At 65.7% G+C, this 17,196-nt stretch carries 14 protein-coding genes; 8 read left to right on the top strand and 6 right to left on the bottom strand.

Features of this window, described 5'->3' with window-relative positions; translation table 11 throughout:
* Positions 1-25 precede the first annotated feature (25 nt).
* The 7 genes from ACTIFE_RS15305 to murJ all read left to right on the top strand — a co-directional run bounded on the left by ACTIFE_RS15305 (position 26) and on the right by murJ (position 6,235).
* Complete coding sequence (locus ACTIFE_RS15305) at positions 26-1,096, top strand: ABC transporter substrate-binding protein (protein ID WP_439530029.1); 1,071 nt, start codon at positions 26-28, stop codon at positions 1,094-1,096.
* Positions 1,093-2,139 (top strand): FecCD family ABC transporter permease, encoded by a 1,047-nt coding sequence (locus tag ACTIFE_RS15300; protein ID WP_439530028.1) that lies wholly within the window; start codon positions 1,093-1,095, stop codon positions 2,137-2,139. Before ACTIFE_RS15305 ends, ACTIFE_RS15300 begins: the two co-directional genes overlap by 4 nt.
* Entirely contained in the window at positions 2,136-2,882 is a 747-nt protein-coding gene (locus ACTIFE_RS15295; RefSeq protein WP_439530027.1) for an ABC transporter ATP-binding protein, read from the top strand. The genes ACTIFE_RS15300 and ACTIFE_RS15295 overlap by 4 nt, the downstream gene beginning before the upstream one ends.
* Positions 2,879-3,481: a hypothetical protein gene (locus tag ACTIFE_RS15290; protein ID WP_439530026.1), complete on the top strand. Its 603-nt coding sequence runs from the start codon at positions 2,879-2,881 to the stop codon at positions 3,479-3,481. The genes ACTIFE_RS15295 and ACTIFE_RS15290 overlap by 4 nt, the downstream gene beginning before the upstream one ends.
* The gene (locus ACTIFE_RS15285; protein WP_439530025.1) at positions 3,472-4,077 is read left to right on the top strand and encodes a hypothetical protein; all 606 of its coding nucleotides are present in this window, start codon (positions 3,472-3,474) and stop codon (positions 4,075-4,077) included. Before ACTIFE_RS15290 ends, ACTIFE_RS15285 begins: the two co-directional genes overlap by 10 nt.
* Positions 4,070-4,582 carry a hypothetical protein gene (locus ACTIFE_RS15280; protein WP_439530024.1) on the top strand — a complete coding sequence of 171 codons (513 nt, stop codon included), beginning with the start codon at positions 4,070-4,072 and terminating at the stop codon, positions 4,580-4,582. Before ACTIFE_RS15285 ends, ACTIFE_RS15280 begins: the two co-directional genes overlap by 8 nt.
* Before the next feature lie 114 nt (positions 4,583-4,696).
* Positions 4,697-6,235: a murein biosynthesis integral membrane protein MurJ gene (gene murJ / locus ACTIFE_RS15275; RefSeq protein WP_439530023.1), complete on the top strand. Its 1,539-nt coding sequence runs from the start codon at positions 4,697-4,699 to the stop codon at positions 6,233-6,235.
* Here the strand turns inward: murJ and ACTIFE_RS15270 are convergent.
* The 6 genes from ACTIFE_RS15270 to ACTIFE_RS15245 form a co-directional block, all read right to left on the bottom strand.
* Complete coding sequence (locus ACTIFE_RS15270; protein WP_439530022.1) at positions 6,230-8,077, bottom strand: SLC13 family permease; 1,848 nt, start codon at positions 8,075-8,077, stop codon at positions 6,230-6,232. The two genes, murJ and ACTIFE_RS15270, sit on opposite strands and share 6 nt — an antisense overlap.
* 95 nt (positions 8,078-8,172) lie before the next feature.
* Positions 8,173-9,459, bottom strand: coding sequence for an amidohydrolase family protein (locus ACTIFE_RS15265; RefSeq protein ID WP_439530021.1), 1,287 nt, complete (start codon positions 9,457-9,459; stop codon positions 8,173-8,175).
* Between the two features lies 1 nt (position 9,460).
* Complete coding sequence (locus ACTIFE_RS15260; RefSeq protein WP_439530020.1) at positions 9,461-10,408, bottom strand: ABC transporter permease; 948 nt, start codon at positions 10,406-10,408, stop codon at positions 9,461-9,463.
* Positions 10,405-11,454 (bottom strand): ABC transporter permease, encoded by a 1,050-nt coding sequence (locus ACTIFE_RS15255; protein WP_439530019.1) that lies wholly within the window; start codon positions 11,452-11,454, stop codon positions 10,405-10,407. Before ACTIFE_RS15255 ends, ACTIFE_RS15260 begins: the two co-directional genes overlap by 4 nt.
* Complete coding sequence (locus ACTIFE_RS15250) at positions 11,444-12,985, bottom strand: ABC transporter ATP-binding protein (RefSeq protein ID WP_439530018.1); 1,542 nt, start codon at positions 12,983-12,985, stop codon at positions 11,444-11,446. Before ACTIFE_RS15250 ends, ACTIFE_RS15255 begins: the two co-directional genes overlap by 11 nt.
* On the bottom strand, positions 12,982-14,001 hold the full coding sequence (locus ACTIFE_RS15245) for a BMP family protein (RefSeq protein WP_439530017.1): 1,020 nt from the start codon (positions 13,999-14,001) through the stop codon (positions 12,982-12,984). Before ACTIFE_RS15245 ends, ACTIFE_RS15250 begins: the two co-directional genes overlap by 4 nt.
* Before the next feature lie 394 nt (positions 14,002-14,395).
* Between ACTIFE_RS15245 and ACTIFE_RS15240 the strand changes: the two genes are divergently transcribed.
* Positions 14,396-16,684 carry a heavy metal translocating P-type ATPase gene (locus tag ACTIFE_RS15240; RefSeq protein WP_439530016.1) on the top strand — a complete coding sequence of 763 codons (2,289 nt, stop codon included), beginning with the start codon at positions 14,396-14,398 and terminating at the stop codon, positions 16,682-16,684.
* The last annotated feature ends 512 nt before the right edge of the window (positions 16,685-17,196 follow it).

Raw genomic sequence — 17,196 nt, 5'->3', positions numbered from 1 at the left:
CGCAGTTACATGAGAGAGCAAGATCATGCGCATTGCAGGCGTTCTGCTGCTTGGCCTTCTGGCCACGGCGGCCCAGGCTGAACCGATTGTCATCACCGATCATGAAGGCCGCACGGTGGAGCTTGCGGCGCCAGCTGGCCGCATCGCCTCCATTCCGATCCCGATGGCCTCGACCTTGATCGCCATTGACGGCGCGACCTCGAAGCTGGTCGGCATGAACCCGACCGCCAAGTCGGCCATCGTTGAAGGGATCCTCGGCACGATCTTCCCCGAGGCCAAGGACATTCCGTCCGACATCACCGCGCCGAACTTCATTCCGAACGTTGAGGAACTCGCCGCCACGCGGCCTGACCTCGTCATCCAGTGGGCAGGGCGTGGCAAGGACTATGTCGATCCGATCACCAATGCCGGCCTCACCGCGATGCTGATCTCCTATGGCACCGAGGCCAAGACACGGGAATACATGTCGATGGCCGCAACGGCGATGGGCAAACCGGAGCGGATCGCTGAGTTGATCGAGTGGCGCTCCAGGGTTGAGGCCGATCTTGCCGCAAAGTCCAAGGCAATTCCGGCCGACAAGAAGCCGAAGGTGCTCTACCTGCTGCGAGCACAGGAAGGCCTGACCGCGTCGGGCACCAAGGGCAACTACAATGCCTGGTACATCGAGCTGGCCGGTGGCCAGAACGCATCGGCGACTGTCGAGGGCAATGGCGTTACCATCAGCCCGGAGCAGATTGCCGAGTGGAACCCGGACGTGATCCTGCTCAACAGCTTCGAGGCCAAGCTCGGGTTGGAGCGGATTGCCAATGACCCGATCCTGTCGCTGACCAAGGCGGCCCAGTCGGGCAGCGTCTACAAGCTGCCGCTTGGCGGCTACCGCTGGGATCCACCGAGCCAGGAGAGCCCGCTGACCTGGATGTGGCTCGCCAACCTGCTGCACCCGGATGTCTTCTCCTATGACCTGCGCGCCGAGATGAAGACCGCCTACAAGCTGCTTTACGGCCATGACCTTACGGACGACGAAATTGACGGCATCCTGTGGATGGACATGCAGGGTGGACAGACCAACTATTCCGCCTTTGCGCGCAAGGGATGACTGTCGCTCTTGACCACAAGGCGCTGCCTGCCGCTTCCATGCGGCGGGCAGGGATTTTTTCGGCGCTGGTGCTGCTGCTGCTTGCTGCCATGATCCACGCCATTTCTGCCGGGCGCTTTTCCGTTGCACCTATGGAGATCCTGGCGATCCTGTCCCGCGCTGCGGTCGATGGCGTTGGCACAGAGATGGCCGACCGGATCGTGGCTCTGGTGCGTCTGCCCCGCGTGCTGCTGGCAGCTTTGAGCGGGGCAGCCTTGGCCGTCGGCGGCGCAGCTCTGCAAGGCGTCTTCCGCAATCCCCTCGTCAGCCCGCAGGTGCTCGGCATCAGCCAGGGCGCCGCCTTTGGCGGAGCGCTCGCCATCCTGATCGGAATTTCCGGCGTGATGCTCCTTGGCATGGCCTTTGCGGGAGGGCTTGCGGCGCTGGTCATGGTCGGCTTGCTGGCGCGCATCGATGGCCGCACCGAGGTCATTACCGTCATTCTGTCCGGCATGGTCATCGGCGCCCTGTTTGCGGCATTGGTCTCCATCGTCCAGTTCGTGGCCGATCCGAACACCTCCCTGCCGGCCATCGTCTACTGGCTGATGGGATCCTTCTCCACCGCCACCTGGGCCCGGCTCAGCCTTGCCGTGCCCGGCTTGACGCTCGGTCTCTTCGTCGTCTGGCTGTTGCGCTATCGCATCAACCTTCTGGCGCTTGAGGAGCAGGAAGCGCGCAGCCTCGGGGTTCGCCCGGACAAGGAGCGCTGGCTTGTGTTCATCGCCATCGCGCTGATGACAGGAACATCCGTCGCCGTCGCCGGCATTGTCGGCTGGATCGGTCTGGTCGTCCCGCATGCCGCACGCATCATCGTTGGCGAGGATCACCGCGTGCTCATTCCCGCTTCGGCGCTTCTGGGGGCGGCCTATCTCGTCTTCGTCGATACGCTCGCGCGCTCGCTCACCAGTGCGGAAATACCCTTGGGCGTGCTGACTGCGCTGATTGGTGCGCCGGTCTTCGCCTTGCTCCTTCGCCGCCATTTCAGACAGGTGAACCGGCCATGATCGGATTGGACAACGCCGCCGTCGTATTTTCGGGGCGCACGCTCTTCCAGCGCATGTCCTTTACCGTGGACACCGGCCGCACCTTGGCCGTGCTCGGACCCAATGGGCGGGGCAAGACCACATTGATCCGCGCGCTGCTGGGGCTTCAGGTGCTCGCCGAAGGACGCCGTACCGCTCCCGATGTCACGGGCTATGTACCGCAGCACGGGGCCAGCCAGTCGCGGCTGACAGGTCTTGATGTCGTGGTGATGGGCCGTGCTGCCCGTATCGGCCTGTTCGGCCAACCCGGACGGGATGACATTGCCGCGGCTGAAAGCGCCCTGCGCGAGGTCGGTGCCGGTGAACTGGCCGGCTTGCGCTATGACCGCCTGTCCGGCGGCCAGCGTCAGCTCGTGCTGATCGCCCGGGCTCTTGCCACCGGCTCGCCGGCGCTTGTGCTGGACGAGCCGACTTCGGCACTGGACCTTGGCAACCAGTCCCGCACGCTGGACCTGTTGGCGCGTCTTCGTGATCGTCGCGACCGGGCAATTCTCTTCACAACGCATGATCCCAATCATGCGCTGGCGGCTGCCGATGACGTCCTCCTGATGCTGCCGGGCGGCGAGGAGCGGCATGGGCCGCTTGCCGAGATGATCACGCCCGACCTGATGCAGCGGCTCTACGGTGTGGAGATGCACTGGGTGACGCTGCCAACCGGCCGCAAGGCCATCGTGCCGGCCTTTGCCGGGAGTGCTGCGGCATGACTGTTCTGGTGCTCAACTCCGGCTTCGCCGAGCCTTCCGCCACGGTCCGCGCGCATCCCGCCGCCCGTATCGTGTCTCAGGCGTCGCTCTGTGGCCAAGACCTTGCTGCGGCAACAGGTTTCGTGACCGGCAATCTCCTGGACCAGGATGCACTCCTCGTCCTCAAGCCCGATCTGGAAGCCTTTCTGGATCGGGGCGGGAGGTGGTTCTTCAACGGGCACATTGTCCGTCCGCTGCTGGACGGGCTCGGCATCTATCAGCCGATGACCGCGCCAAAGCGGGCGGATTTCACCCTGCACCGGCTGGCGGAGCACCCGATCTTTGACGGTCTTGCGCTGGAAAAGCTTGAGACCAACAAGGGCGTTGCCGGGTTCTATGGCCGCGGTGCCAATCCCCTGCCGGCAGGTGCTGTCGCTGTTACGGGACTTTCTGGCGGCAGAATTCCGGTCGACTGGGTCTGGCCACGGCCACGCGGCGGTCGGGTCTTTTCCCATGCGGGAAACGATCTCGGCCAGATGGGGCTTGAGTGGGATCTAGCCCCGCTGCTGCAGACCCGCATTCTCGACTGGGCCGCAGGAGGGCCGTGCCTGTGCGCCTGATCGCCATCTCCGCCGGAACCTATTATCACATCGAGAGCCTGGAGGCGGAGCGTTACGCCCGGTTCTTTGACCTTGTCGTGCCGCCGGAGCAGCTTGCTGATGGTCTCTTGCCGTCGGATTGCCTGTTCGTGCCCTGCCGCACGCCGCCGCAGCGGATGATCGGGCAGAAATCATCTGTCGCCGTGCATCTGGACGCCGGTGGGACTGTCATTGCCATGGGCGAAAGCCGCAGCGATCTCTGGGCACCCGCCATCGTGTTCCACGAGCGGCCGACAAACTGGTGGTGGTGGCTGGAGCCGGAGGCCGATCTCGGCAACCGGGTCACCGCACCATCCCATCCGCTGATGCACGGCATTGGTAAGGACGATGTCACCTGGCACCTGCACGGCCACTTCGACGTGCCTACGGGGGTCGATGTGCTCGCGGAAGACCGCGAGGGCCGGGTCATCGCCTATGTCGATGATGTCTCCACGCCGGGTCGTCTCGTCGTGACCTCGCTTGATCCGATCTATCACCACGGATCGCATTTCATGCCGGCGACGACCCGGTTCCTCGACAAGTTCCTGCCCAACCTGAAAGCCTGGATCAATGGATAAAGATGTTCTGACCGTCGCCGAGGGCCACGAGACCCTGGCGTTTCGGTTTGCCGATTTGCTGCGCTACCATGGCATCGGTTTCCCCGGTGGCGTTGCCCATGCCTTCAAGGCGATGCAGGCGGCATTCCCGCTGCTAGATGAGGCTCCCTTGCAGAGGCGCGAAATCACCGTTTTGACGGCCTTCTCCGGCCTGGGCGGACGCGATGCGGTGGAGATGGTCACCCGGGCGCTGACAGATGGCCGCATGACTGTTGACCGTTCGCTTGGAGGACGTGATGTGCTCAGCGAGCCGCCGGGGCCCTATCTCTGGCGCTTTACCTATCGTGGTCGCACCGCCGAGGTGACGATCCGCCCGGGGCATGTGCGCGAGGAGTTCGTCCGGCTGGGCGCCACTCCCGACCGGACTCCGGACCAGGAGGCGCGTCTGACCGAGTTGAAGCAGGAGATGGCCACCCGCCTTCTTGCCCTGGCCGCCACCGAGATCTACGAGGCGCGGCTGGTCTGAGCTTGGCGTTCTTGCCCTGATCTGGCCAGCCGTCGTCAAGAAACCGCTGGCCATTTCCCGTGCCCGGGCCTAAGCCTCACGGCCATTGCGAATGCGTCGATTGGGGACCGGGTCATGTTGCGGCGGCTGAGTGTCATCGGGGGCTGGACGCTGGTCAGCCGGCTGTTCGGCTTCTTGCGCGATCTGGTGATGGCCAGCGTGCTCGGTGCGGGGCCGCTTGCCGATGCGTTCCTGATTGCTTTCCGCCTGCCCAACCATTTCCGCGCCATCGTGGCGGAAGGTGCCTTTAATGCGGCCTTTGTGCCCACCTATGCCGCGACGCTGGCGCGAGACGGGGAGGCGCGCGCGCGCGCCTTCCGCTCGCAGATGCTGTCCTGGCTGATGCTGGTGAACCTTGTCCTTCTGGCGCTGGCGCTGGTCGCCACCGGCTGGCTGGTGTTCCTGCTGGCGCCGGGGCTCGGCAGCAGCAGCAACGGGGTTCGCGATCTTGCCATCGAACTGACCCGGATCACCTTCCCCTATCTCCTGTGCATGTCCGCCGTCACGCTGATGTCAGGTGTGCTGAATGCCGAGCGAAAGTTTGCGGTCGCAGCGGCCGCACCGGTGCTGCTGAATGTGGCGATGATCGCAGCCTTCCTGTCGGTGCAGTGGTTCCCCGATGCGGCCCATGCGGCTGCCTGGGGCACGCTCACCGGCGGGGTCCTGCAGGTGATCCTGCTGACCATCGCCGTTGCCCGGGCCGGGCTCGGCTTTTCCCTGCCGCTGCCACGGCGCGACGGCGAGGTGGCGCTGTTCTTCAAACGCCTCGGACCCGCTTTGCTCACGGCCGGCGTGGTGCAGGTCGCCGTCTTTGCCGATACCATTCTTGCCAGTTTCCTGCCCACAGGCGCTCTGTCGCATCTCGCCTATGCCGACCGGCTGTATCAGCTGCCGCTCGGCGTCATCGGCATCGCGCTGGGCACGGCGGTGCTGCCAGAAATCGGCCGCGATGCCGGGGTCGGTGCCGAGGACAAGGCGCGCCGCGTGATGGACCGGGCACTGCGCATCTGCCTGATGGTCGGCCTGCCCATCGGCCTTGCCATGGCCTTTCTGGGCGAGGACGCGATCCGCGTCCTGTTCCAGCGCGGGGCCTTCGATGCGGCAGCGACGGCTGGCTCTGCCGCCGTGCTCGCGGCCTATGCGGTTGCCTTGCCGGCGGCCCTTGCCATCCGCACGCTGGTTGCGGCCTTCAACGGGCGCGGCGACATGACGACCCCCTTGAAGGCCCTGGCAGGAGCCACGGTTGTCAATGTGGCGCTCAAGGCGCTGCTCAGCACGGAGCACGGCGCAGCGGGCCTCGCCATGGGCACGTCCGCCGGAGTTTGGATCTACGCCGTCACGCTCTATGTCTTGTGTCGGAAGCGGGGTTATGTCAGCGCCTTCGCGCTGGCCGATTTGGTTTTCGTGCCACTGGCGGCCGGTTCCATGACGCTGGCGCTCTGGAACATCGACGCGCTTCTGGCATCGCTGGAACTCGTCCTGTTCATTTTCCCGCCGCTGCCGGCCGGGCTCCTCTGGCTGACGACCGCTGCGATCCTCTCCTTTGGCGCTTATGCGCTCGTGCTGGCGGGCGGACTTTTCGTCGCCCGCCGGATCAGAAGGCCCAGGTCATAATCCCCAGACGAGGATCAGGACTGGCAAGGCGACAGCGGTGATGATGAGCTCCATCGGCAGCCCCAGCCGCCAGTAATCCCCGAAGGAGAAGCCTCCTGGGCCGAGGATCAGCGTGTTGTTCTGGTGCCCGATGGGCGTCAGGAAGGCGCAGGACGCGCCGATGGCGACGGCCATCAGGAAACTGTCCGGATTGCCGCCAAGCGCGGCAGCAATGCCAACGGCAATCGGGGCCATCACGGCGGCGGTCGCGGCATTGTTCATGACGTCTGAAAGCGTCATGGTGACGACCAGCACGAGGGCCAATGCCGCAATCGCGTTGCCCTGGGCAACGGTCTCCACAAGCGTCTCGGCGATGAGCGAGGCCGTGCCGGTTGTCTCCATCGCTCCGGCCACGGGCATCAGCGCGCCGAGGAGCACGATCACTGGCCAGTCGACTGCAGTGTAGACGGTGCGCGGCGGCACGGTGCCGGTCACCATCGAGACCAGAACGCCCAGTGTGAAGGCCGCCTCTGCCGGCAGGATGCCGAAGGTGGCAAGGGCGACCGCCGCAACCATGATCGCACCGGCCAGGATTGCCTTGCGCTTCTGCGGCAGGCGCAACTCGCGTTCGGCCAGCGGCACGCAGCCGGTTTCCGAGGCAAAATCGGCAAGCGTCTCGACCGGCCCCTGCAGCAGCAGTACATCGCCAGAGCGCAGCGACAAGGTGCGCAGCCGCACCTGCGGCTTGCGGTCCTCGCGCGACACGGCAAGAAGGTTCAAGCCGTAACGGCTGCGCAGCTGCAGGTCGCGCGCCGAGCGGCCGACGAGGGTAGACCCGGGCAGCACCGCCAGTTCCTTGACTACGATATCATCCGGCCGGGGGGCGGATTTCGGTGCCGGTTCTTTCCCGTCGTCTTCCGCATTGCTGTCCGTTTCAGGGGCCGGTACCGCATCATCCTGGTTTGTACGAGGCCGCTTCTCTGCCTCAAGCTTCAGGTCGAGCGCGCTCAGGGTCTCGGCAAGGCCTTCCACATCGGCCTCCAGCACCAGAATGTCGCCATCGCGGACGGTCAGGCCGCGATGCGGCGCGCTGATGCGCACATTGTTGCGCACCAGACCGACGATCTGCGCCTCGATCTGCGAGAGGCTGTCCTCGATATGGCGCAGCGACTTGCCGCTGAGTTTCGAGCCTTCCGGCACCTCGACTTCCGTGAAATAGGCGGCGGTTTCGAAGGCGTCCGCGCCGGAGGGGCGCTTGACCGGCACCAGTCGCCAGCCACCCAGGACAACGAAGGAAATGCCGGCAAGCGCCACGGCAAGGCCGGCCGGAGCGAAATCGAACATGGCGAAGCCGCCATTGCCCGCGCTCTCCCGGAAGCCGGAGACAATGAGGTTCGGCGGCGTGCCGACCAATGTCGTCATGCCGCCCAGAATGGTGGCAAAGGCGAGCGGCATCAGCATTTGGCCAGGCGTGACGCCGATGCGGCTGGCCTGCTGGATTGCAACCGGCATCAGCAATGCCATCGCGCCGACGTTGTTCATGAAGGCCGAGAGCGCTGCGCCTAGGCCGAGCAGCGCAGCCATGGTCAGTGTCCGTCCCGCGCCAGCCGGCAGGATCGTCCGTGTCAGGAGGTCAACCGCGCCGGTCGTCTGCAGCCCGCGGCTGAGGATCAGCACGGCGGCGACCGTGATGACAGCTGGATGGCCAAAGCCGGCAAACGCTTCCCTGGATGGGATGAGGCCGGCAAGGATACAGGCGACAAGCGCTGCCAGCGCCACGACGTCATGCCGCCAGCGTCCCCAGAGGAACAGGGCCAGGGTCGCGGTCAGGATGGCGAGAAGAAGGATCTGGTCCGTGGTCATTCAGGGTCCGGCAAAAGGAGGACAGGCTTGGATCGCCTGCCACAACGCAGCGTCTTGCGCCTTGGTTCCTTTGAGCCGGACAAATCCCGGGGCGATCAGATCGCCGCATGCCTCCGGCGGACAGTTGCAGGCCGGCCAGCAAGACCAAGACGGGCGTCGTTGCGCGTTCGCTCGGCGACGACCTTGCCCTTCGAGATGACCGCGAGCCGGTCGGGCCTGAGGCGCAGGGCTTCGGTCGGCGTGCCGGCATCCAGCACCACCAGCGAGGCCATGCAGCCCGGCTTCAGGCCATAGCCATCGAGGTTCATGATCTTCGCGTTGTCTTCCGTCACCATGCGGAAGCAGCGCGCCATCTCCTCAGGGTGCGTCATCTGCGCCACATGCAGGCCCATGAAGGCGACATCCAGCATGTCCGCGGTGCCGAGCGAGTACCACGGATCCAGCGTGCAGTCCTGGCCCCAGCCGACGGTGATGCCAAGCGCCTGCATCTCCTTCACCCGCGTCAGGCCGCGCCGCTTCGGGAACGTGTCGTGTCGGCCCTGCAGGGTGATGTTGATCAGGGGATTGGAGATCACTGTCATACCGCTTTCGGCGATCAGCGGCAGCAGTTTGGACACATAGTAATTGTCCATGGAATGCATGGAGGTGAGGTGGCTGCCGGCCGCACGTCCGCTAAGCCCGTGCCGGGTCACCTCGGCGGCCAGCGTCTCGACGTGCCGGCTCATCGGGTCGTCGGTCTCGTCGCAGTGCAAGTCCAGCATCAGCCCGCGCTCTGCGGCGATGCGGGCAAGGTCCTTCACCGAGGCCGCACCGTCCTCCATCGTGCGCTCGAAATGGGGAATGCCGCCAACCACATCGACGCCCATGTCCAACGCGCGAAGGACGTTTTCGCGCCCCGTTCTCGTGCGGTAGAGCCCGTCCTGTGGGAAGGCGACCAGCTGAAGGTCGAGATAGGGGGCGACCTTGCGCTTCACCTCCAGCATTGCCTCGACGCCGCGCAGGTGGTCCGGTGTGGTGTCGACATGGGTGCGGATGGCGAGCAGGCCCATCGACACGGCCCAGTCGCAATAGGTCAGCGCCCGCGCGACCATATCCTCGACGCTGGCGATCTCGCGCAGCTCGCCCCAGAGCGAGATGCCCTCCAGCAGGGTGCCTGACGCATTGATGCGCGGCAGGCCGTAAGACAGCGTCGCATCCATGTGGAAATGCGGATCGACGAAGGGCGGCGACACCAGGTCGCCGCTGGCGTCGATGACCCGGCCGGCACTTGCCTTGACGGATGCATCGATCTGGCCGACCTCGGCAATGCGGTCGCCGCGAATGCCAATGTCGGCGACGGTGCCGTCGGGCAGCGTGCCGCCGGCGATGACGAGATCGAACATGTCAGCGTTCCCCCTTGTTGAAGGGCTGCATCAGGGCGGCCGGCACTTCGGCGCGGCGCGACATGATGATGAGTGCGAGGATGGAAAGGATGAAAGGCAGCATCAGAAACACCTGGTAGGGCACGATGGCGCCGATGCCGGTCTGCTGCAGGCGCACCTGCAGCGCGTCGAAGGCGGCAAACAGGATCGCGCCCAGCACCGCCTTGCCCGGACGCCAGGCGCCAAAGACAACGAGTGCGATGCAGATCCAGCCGCGCCCGTTGATCATCTCGAAGAAGAAGGACGAGAAGGCGGAGAGCGTCAGGAACGACCCTCCCACCGCCATCAGGCCGGAGCCGACAATGACCGCGCCCATGCGCAGGCCCGTCACCGACAGGCCTTGGGCGGCGGCGGCGGCCGGGTTTTCGCCGACCGCGCGCAGGGCGAGGCCAAGCGGTGTGCGGTAGAGCACCAGCGCCACGACCAGCGCCAGGACGAAGGCGGCATAGGTCAGTGCCGTCTGGTTGAACAGCGCCTCGCCAAGCAGCGGAATGTCGGACAGGCCCGGGATCGGCAGCGGCTGGAACGGCTCGATCTTCGGCGGGCTGGTGACCTGCGGCAACATCAGGCGATAGGTGAAATAGCTCGTCGAGGTGGCCAGCAGGGTCACCCCGAGGCCGACCACGTGCTGTGACAGGCCGAAGGGGACGGTCAGGGTGGCGTGCAGCAGGCCGAAGGCCATGCCCGCCAGCATCGCCGCCATCACGCCCCACCACAAAGGCGCGCCCATGTAGACCGCAACCCAGCCGGTGAAGGCGCCGATGACCATGATGCCTTCGATGCCGAGGTTCAGGACGCCGGCGCGCTCGCAGATCAGCTCGCCGAGCGTCGCAAAGATCAGCGGCGAGGCGATGCGGATCGTGGCGGCCCAGAACGAGGCCGTGAGGAGGATGTCGAAGATCTCGCTCATCCGCGTTTCACCCGGTAGCGTGTGAGGAGGATCGCCAGCACCATGAACAGGAGGGCGATGGCGAGCAGCATGTCGGCGATGTAGGTCGGCACGCTCGCCGCCCGGCTCATGCTGTTGGCCCCGACGAAGATGCCGGCAACGAAGATGGCCGAGGGGATGACGCCGAGCGGGTTCAGCAGCGCCAGCATGGCGACGATGATGCCGGTGTAGCCGAAGCCCGGCGACAGATCGAGGCTGAGGTGACCCTTCAGCCCCGCCACTTCGCTGTAGCCAGCCAGCGCCGCCAGCCCGCCCGAGAGGAGGGCGGTCTTGACGAGCACGCCATTGACCGGAATGCCGGCGAATTTCGCGGCTTTCGCGTTGAGGCCAACAGCGCGGATCTCGTAGCCGAGCGTCGTGCGGGTCTGGATCACCCAGACGGCGATGGCCGACAGGATTGCCAGGGCAAAGCCCCAGTGCAATCGCAGCCCGTCGACGATGCGAGGCAGCCTTGCCTCCTTCGCCAGCGCCGGCGACTTGGGCCAGCCCATGCCGGCCGGGTCCTTCATCGGCCCTTCCAGCAGATAGGAGACGAACAGCAGCATGATGAAGTTGATCAGCAGCGTCGTCACCACCTCGTCGACGCCGAGCCGTGTCTTCAGGAGCACCGGCGGGATCAGGACAGCGGCGCCGGCAAACATGGCGGCAATGCCAGTCACCAGCAGCAGGGGCAGGGGTGGCAGGCCGGTGGCCCCGGTGCCGATCAGCACCGTGACAATGGCCCCGGCATAAAGCTGGGCTTCCGCGCCGATGTTCCACAGCCTGGCGCGGAAGGCCACCGCGACGGCAAGGCCGGTGAAGATCAGCGGCGTCGCCCGGTTCAAGGTTTCGAGCAGGGCGAACTTGCTGCCTGCCGCGCCGACCAGGATCAGGCGCAGCGTGTCGAAGGGATCGGCCCCGGCTGTCAGCGCCAGCAGGGACCCGCAGACCACGGTCATCGCCAGCGCCAGCACCGGCAGGCCGATGCGGCGGGCAAGGCTCGGGTTGGCAATCGGCTCAAGCCGCATGGTCAAATCCTTGTCCGGCCATCCACAGGCCGAGATCGGCCGGCCCCATGCTGCCGCGGGCAAAGCCCGGCGACAGGCGGCCTTCGTAAATGACATGCACCACGTCGGAGAGTTTCAGCACCTCGTCGAGATCCTCCGAGATAAGCAGGACGGCTGCGCCGGCGTCGCGGGCGGCGATCAGGCGGGAATGGATGAAGGTGATCGCGCCGATGTCGAGGCCGCGCACCGGCTGGTTGGCGAGGATGACCTTCGGCCCCGGCTCCAGCACCCGGCCAAGGATCAGCTTCTGCATGTTGCCGCCCGACAGGAGCCGGATGCGCGCGTCCGGGCCTGGGCAGCGCACGTCGTAGGTCCGGATGATGTCGCGGGCAAAGCCCTCGGCCGCGCCCCAGTTCATCCAGCCCTTGCGGCTGAACGGCGCCTCGCGGTAGCGCTCGAGGATGGCGTTCTCGGTCAGGCTGAAATCGGCGATGGTGCCGGTCTTGTGCCGGTCCTCCGGAATGCGGGCGATGCCGGCGAGGATGGCGTCATGCGCCGACCACGCGGCCACGGTTGCTCCCGCCAGCTCCAGCGTGCCGCTCTCAGGCCGGATCAGCCCGCCGATGAGGTCCGACAGGGCGGCCTGGCCGTTGCCGGAGACGCCGGCCAGTCCCGTGATCTCGCCCGCGCGCAAGGTGAGCGTCACGTCCTTCAGGCCGGGCGCGGCTTCCGCATCCGGCGTCGTGACCCGGCTCAGCAGCAGAAGCGGGGCGCCGGGCTTCGCCGTCGAGGGGCTCAGCTCCGGGACTGCACCGCCGACCATCAAGGCCGCCAGTTCGGCGCCCGAGGTCTGGTGCGTGTCGCGTTCGGCGACCAGCTTGCCATGCCGCAGCACCAGGCAGCGGTCAGCCACTGCCATCACCTCATGCAGCTTGTGGCTGATGAAGACGATGGAGAGCCCGCGCGCCACGGCCTTCTTCAGGGTCTCGAACAGCGCGTCCGTTTCCTGCGGCGTCAGCACGGCGGTGGGCTCGTCGAGGATCAGGATGCGCGCATCGCGGTAAAGCGCCTTGAGGATCTCCACCCGCTGCCGCTCGCCGACCGACAGGGCGGAGACCTTGGCATCGGGATGGACGGCAAGGCCGAAGTCGACGGAAAGTTTGGTAATCTTGTCCCGGGCTGGGCCGAGCCCAAGGCCCAGCTGCCACAGCGGCTGGGTGCCAAGCAGGATGTTCTCGGTCACGGTGAAGTGGTCGGCGAGGGTGAAATGCTGGTGCACCATGCCGACGCCAGCCGCCAGCGCCGCACGCGGCTGGCCGGGGGGCAGCAGCTTGCCGAAGACTTCGACTTCGCCCGCATCGGCCGTGTAGTGGCCGAAGAGGATGTTCATCAGCGTCGTCTTGCCCGCGCCGTTCTCGCCCAGCAGCGCGATGATCTCTCCGCGCTTGAGGGTCAGGCTGATGGCGTTGTTGGCGACGAGCGGGCCGAAGCGTTTGGTGATGCCGTCGAGGCGCAGGACAATATCCTGCGCCTCCGGATGTTGCTGGGTCACGAGGACTTCGGCTCGTTGTCGTTGATCTCGACGGTGAAGGAGCCATCCTTGATGGCCGCTTCGCGTGTCTTGACGAGGTCCATCGCCGCTGCCGGTACCTTGCCCTCAAACGTGCCGATGGGAGCCAGCGAGCAGCCGCCTTCCTTCATGAAGGAGTAGACGCCGTAATTGTCGGCCTTGAAGCTGCCGGCATTGATGTTGGCGATGGCCTTCTGCAATGTCGGCTCGAAATGCCACAGGGCCGAGGCCACCACCGTCTCGGGATAATCCGCCTGTGTGTCGATCACGTTGCCAATGGCCAGGACGCCGCGTTCCTTGGCGGCATCCGACACGCCGAAGCGCTCGGCATAGAGCATGTCCGCGCCGCCATCGATCATGGCGAAGGCGGTTTCCTTGGCCTTCGGGGGATCGAACCAGGAGCCGATGAAGCTGACCTGGAAGGTCGCGTCCGCGCGCGTTTCCTTCACGCCGGCCATGAAGGCATGCATCAGGCGGTTTACTTCCGGGATCGGGAAGCCGCCGACCATGCCGATCTTGCCGGACTTGGTCATGGCGCCGGCGATGATGCCGGAGAGATACGACGCGTCCTGGATGTAGTTGTCGAACACCGAGAGGTTCGGCACGGCGGCATCCGGCATGAAGGACGAGCCCATCAGGAAGGCGACTTCCGGATATTCGGCCGCCACTTCGCGGGCTTCCTGCTCGACGCCGAAGATCTCGCCGACGATCAGCTTCACGCCGCTTTCGGCGTATTCGCGCATGACGCGCGGATAGTCGGTATTGGCGGTGTTTTCGGTGAAGGTGTAGTCGATCTGGCCTGCGGCCTTGGCGGCTTCCGCAGCGATGTGGATGCGGCTGACCCACTGCTGTTCCACCGGCACGGTGTAGATACCTGCGGTCTTGATTGGGGTCTGGCCAAAGGCGATTCGTGGCAGCAGCGCACTGCCGGCCAAGGTTGCACCAGCACCCAGAAGCAGGCTGCGGCGGCTGACATCAAGACTGAATTTCTGCGTCATTTCTGTCCCCTAACTGTTGGCTCTCAAACTTTTTGACCAGATGGTAGAACTTTCCCGCAAGAGCCGGCAAGGCGAAATTCCAGGCATGCCGCTTTTGGCATCATCTGCCGTTTTAGGCCTGCCGGCCCCCGCTGTTTGACTGCCTTGTAACGAGCAGGCCCGGAAGAGCCTGCGCTTCACAACTGACGTGGCCGCAGGCCCATGTGACGGGTCCGCAGTTGCACTTCTGTCTCATGATTACATGGCCCGGCCCAGACCCTGATTGTGCTTTTTGACAGTTTGCAGCGGTCATCCGGGAGACTGCGCAGGTGAAAAATACCTCTTGAAGCTCTAGTCGCTAGAGGTGCTACGCCGGTGCCAGGACGCTTGGTCGCCGGAAGGCGTGGAGATTGACATGGACACAAAGACGGGCCCGGTCCTCTGTGAATGGACCATTTCGGGAATGGACTGCGGGTCGTGCGCCGGCAAGGTGAAGGGCGCGGTGGAGCGGCTTCCGGGCGTCAGCGCGGTCGAGGTCACCTTGATGAGCGAACGTCTTCGGCTGACACTCGACGAGACGCAGACGGCACGTGAACGGATCGAGAAGGCCGTGAGCGCTCTCGGCTATGGCATTTCGGCAAGAGGTGCGGCCCCGTCCGGCCCGGCGTTTGAGGTTGCACCGGGTGCATGCGGTTGCGGTCACGATCACGGCTCCGAGCATGGCCATGACCATGCGCATGATCATGCCCCTGAACTCTCCGGTATCCCCCCGCATTCGCACTCCCATTCGCATGGCGATGACGAACCGGTTGCGCCCGATGGTCAGCGGCGCAGCTGGTATCAGACGGCCAAGGGCAAGCTGGTGGTGCTGACTGCGGCGCTGCTCGGGGTCGCCTGGGCCTCGCATTACGTGCTGGCGCCGGATTTGGCCTCCTGGGTCTTTGTCGCGGCCTGTGTCATCGGCGTGCTGCCGGTTGCCCGGAGAGCTTTTGCAGCCCTGTCCGCCGGCATGCCCTTCACCATCGAGATGCTCATGACCATCGCCGCAGCGGGCGCGCTGCTGATCGGCGCGGCGGAAGAGGCCGCACTCGTGGTCTTCCTGTTTGCCGTCGGCGAGGTGCTGGAGGGTGTCGCCGCCGACCGGGCCCGCGAAGGCATCCGGGCGCTGGCGCGTCTCGTCCCTAAAACCGCCCTGCTGGAAACGCCCGCAGGCACCCGCGAAGTGGCGGCGGACAGCCTTCAACCCGGCCAGATCGTTCTGGTCCGCCCCGGCGACCGGGTCCCCGCTGATGGCGTCATTCGCTCCGGCGTCTCCGGCATAGATGAGAGCCCGGTGACTGGTGAAAGCGTGCCGCGCACGAAAGGCGAGGGCGACGATGTCTTCGCCGGCTCGATCAACACCGAAGCCTTGCTGAAGGTCGAGGTCACCCGGGCGGCTTCCGATAACACCATCGCCGGCATCATCAAGCTGGTCGAGGAGGCTGAAAGCGCCCGTGCGCCGACCGAGCGTTTCATCGACCGCTTCAGCCGCTACTACATGCCTTTCATTGTCGGCCTTGCCGCTCTCGTCGCCGTCGTGCCGCCGCTTGGCCTCGGCGCAGACTGGGATACCTGGATCTACCGCGCCCTGTCGTTGCTGCTCATCGGCTGCCCCTGTGCGCTGGTCATCTCCGTGCCCGCCTCCATCGCCTCGGCCCTGTCGGCTGGCGCAAGGCGCGGGTTGCTGATGAAGGGTGGCGCGGTCATTGAAGCGATCGCCCGCGTCAAGACCGTCACCTTCGACAAGACCGGCACGCTCACGGAAGGCCGGCCGCAGGTGGTCGATCTGGTGCCGGTGGCCGGCGCGGACGATGCCGCGCTGCTGCAGGCCGCCGCTGCTGTCGAGGCCGGCTCGTCGCATCCGCTGGCCAAGGCCATCGTCGCCCGCACGCAAGCCTTGTCCCTCGCCATTCCGGCCGCTGAAGGCGGTCGCGCCATGGCCGGCAAGGGTGTCGAGGCGACGGTCGAGGGCAGCCTTGTTCAGGTTGTCTCCCCGCGCCATGCGGCGGAGCTGAAGGTCCTGGCCGCAGCATCAGAGGTGGAGGCGACCCGGCTCGAAGGGGAAGGCAAGACGGTGGTCTGCGTCCTGCAGGATGGTCAGCTTCTTGGCCTCATTGCCCTGCGCGATGAGCCGCGCGAGGACGCCCGTGGCGGCATTCGCCAGCTGTCCGCGCTCGGCGTTAGCGCCATCATGCTCACGGGCGACAACGCCCGCACCGCCAAGGCGATTGCCGGCACCCTCGGGCTGGATGCCCGAGCCGAGCTGATGCCGGAAGACAAGGTGCGTGCGATCCGCGATCTGGCCACAACCGGCGGAGTGATGATGGTCGGCGACGGCATCAATGACGCACCCGCGCTGGCGCAAGCGTCGGTCGGTGTCGCGATGGGCTCGGGCACGGATGTTGCGCTGGAAACCGCCGATGCCGCCGTGCTGCGCGACCGGGTCAGCGATGTCGCCGGCCTCATCCGCCTTGCACGCAAGGCCATGGGCAACATTCACCAGAACATCGCCATCGCGCTTGGACTGAAGGCCGTGTTCTTGGTGACCAGCATCCTCGGCCTCACCGGGCTTTGGATTGCCATCATGGCCGACACGGGCGCCACCGTCCTCGTCACCCTCAACGCCCTCCGCCTCCTGGCCTACGACCCTGGCAAGGAGGGGTAGGGGAAGGCAAGGCCTGGCTCATACCCTCGCTCGTCGCTCCTGCGCAGGCAGGAGCCCAGTAATCGAGGCGGCCAGATGTAGCGCACGGGCGAAAACCCGCGCTGTTCTTTGGCCAAAAACAGTTGCCGAGTTCACCAATCTTGACCGGGGCTACTGGGCTCCTGCCTTCGCAGGAGCGACGAGCGTTGGTCAGGTCCCGAGGATAATCGCCATTTCGCCCCCGGCCCCCTCCCTCGTCGCTCCTGCGCAGGCAGGAGCCCAGTAATCGAGGCGGCCAGATGTAGCGCACGGGCGAAAACCCGCGCTGTTCTTTGGCCAAAAACAGTTGCCGAGTTCACCAATCTTGACCGGGGCTACTGGGCTCCTGCCTTCGCAGGAGCGACGAGCGTTGGTCAGGTCCCGAGGATAATCGCCATTTCGCCCCCGGCCCCCTCCCTCGTCGCTCCTGCGCAGGCAGGAGCCCAGTAATCGAGGCGGCCAGATGTAGCGCACGGGCGAAAACCCGCGCTGTT

Source organism: Pannonibacter sp. (genome assembly GCF_051860505.1).
Lineage (GTDB): Bacteria > Pseudomonadota > Alphaproteobacteria > Rhizobiales > Stappiaceae > Pannonibacter.
Note: the sequence above shows the minus strand (reverse complement) of the source record. Positions and strands in the feature narration are given on the sequence as shown.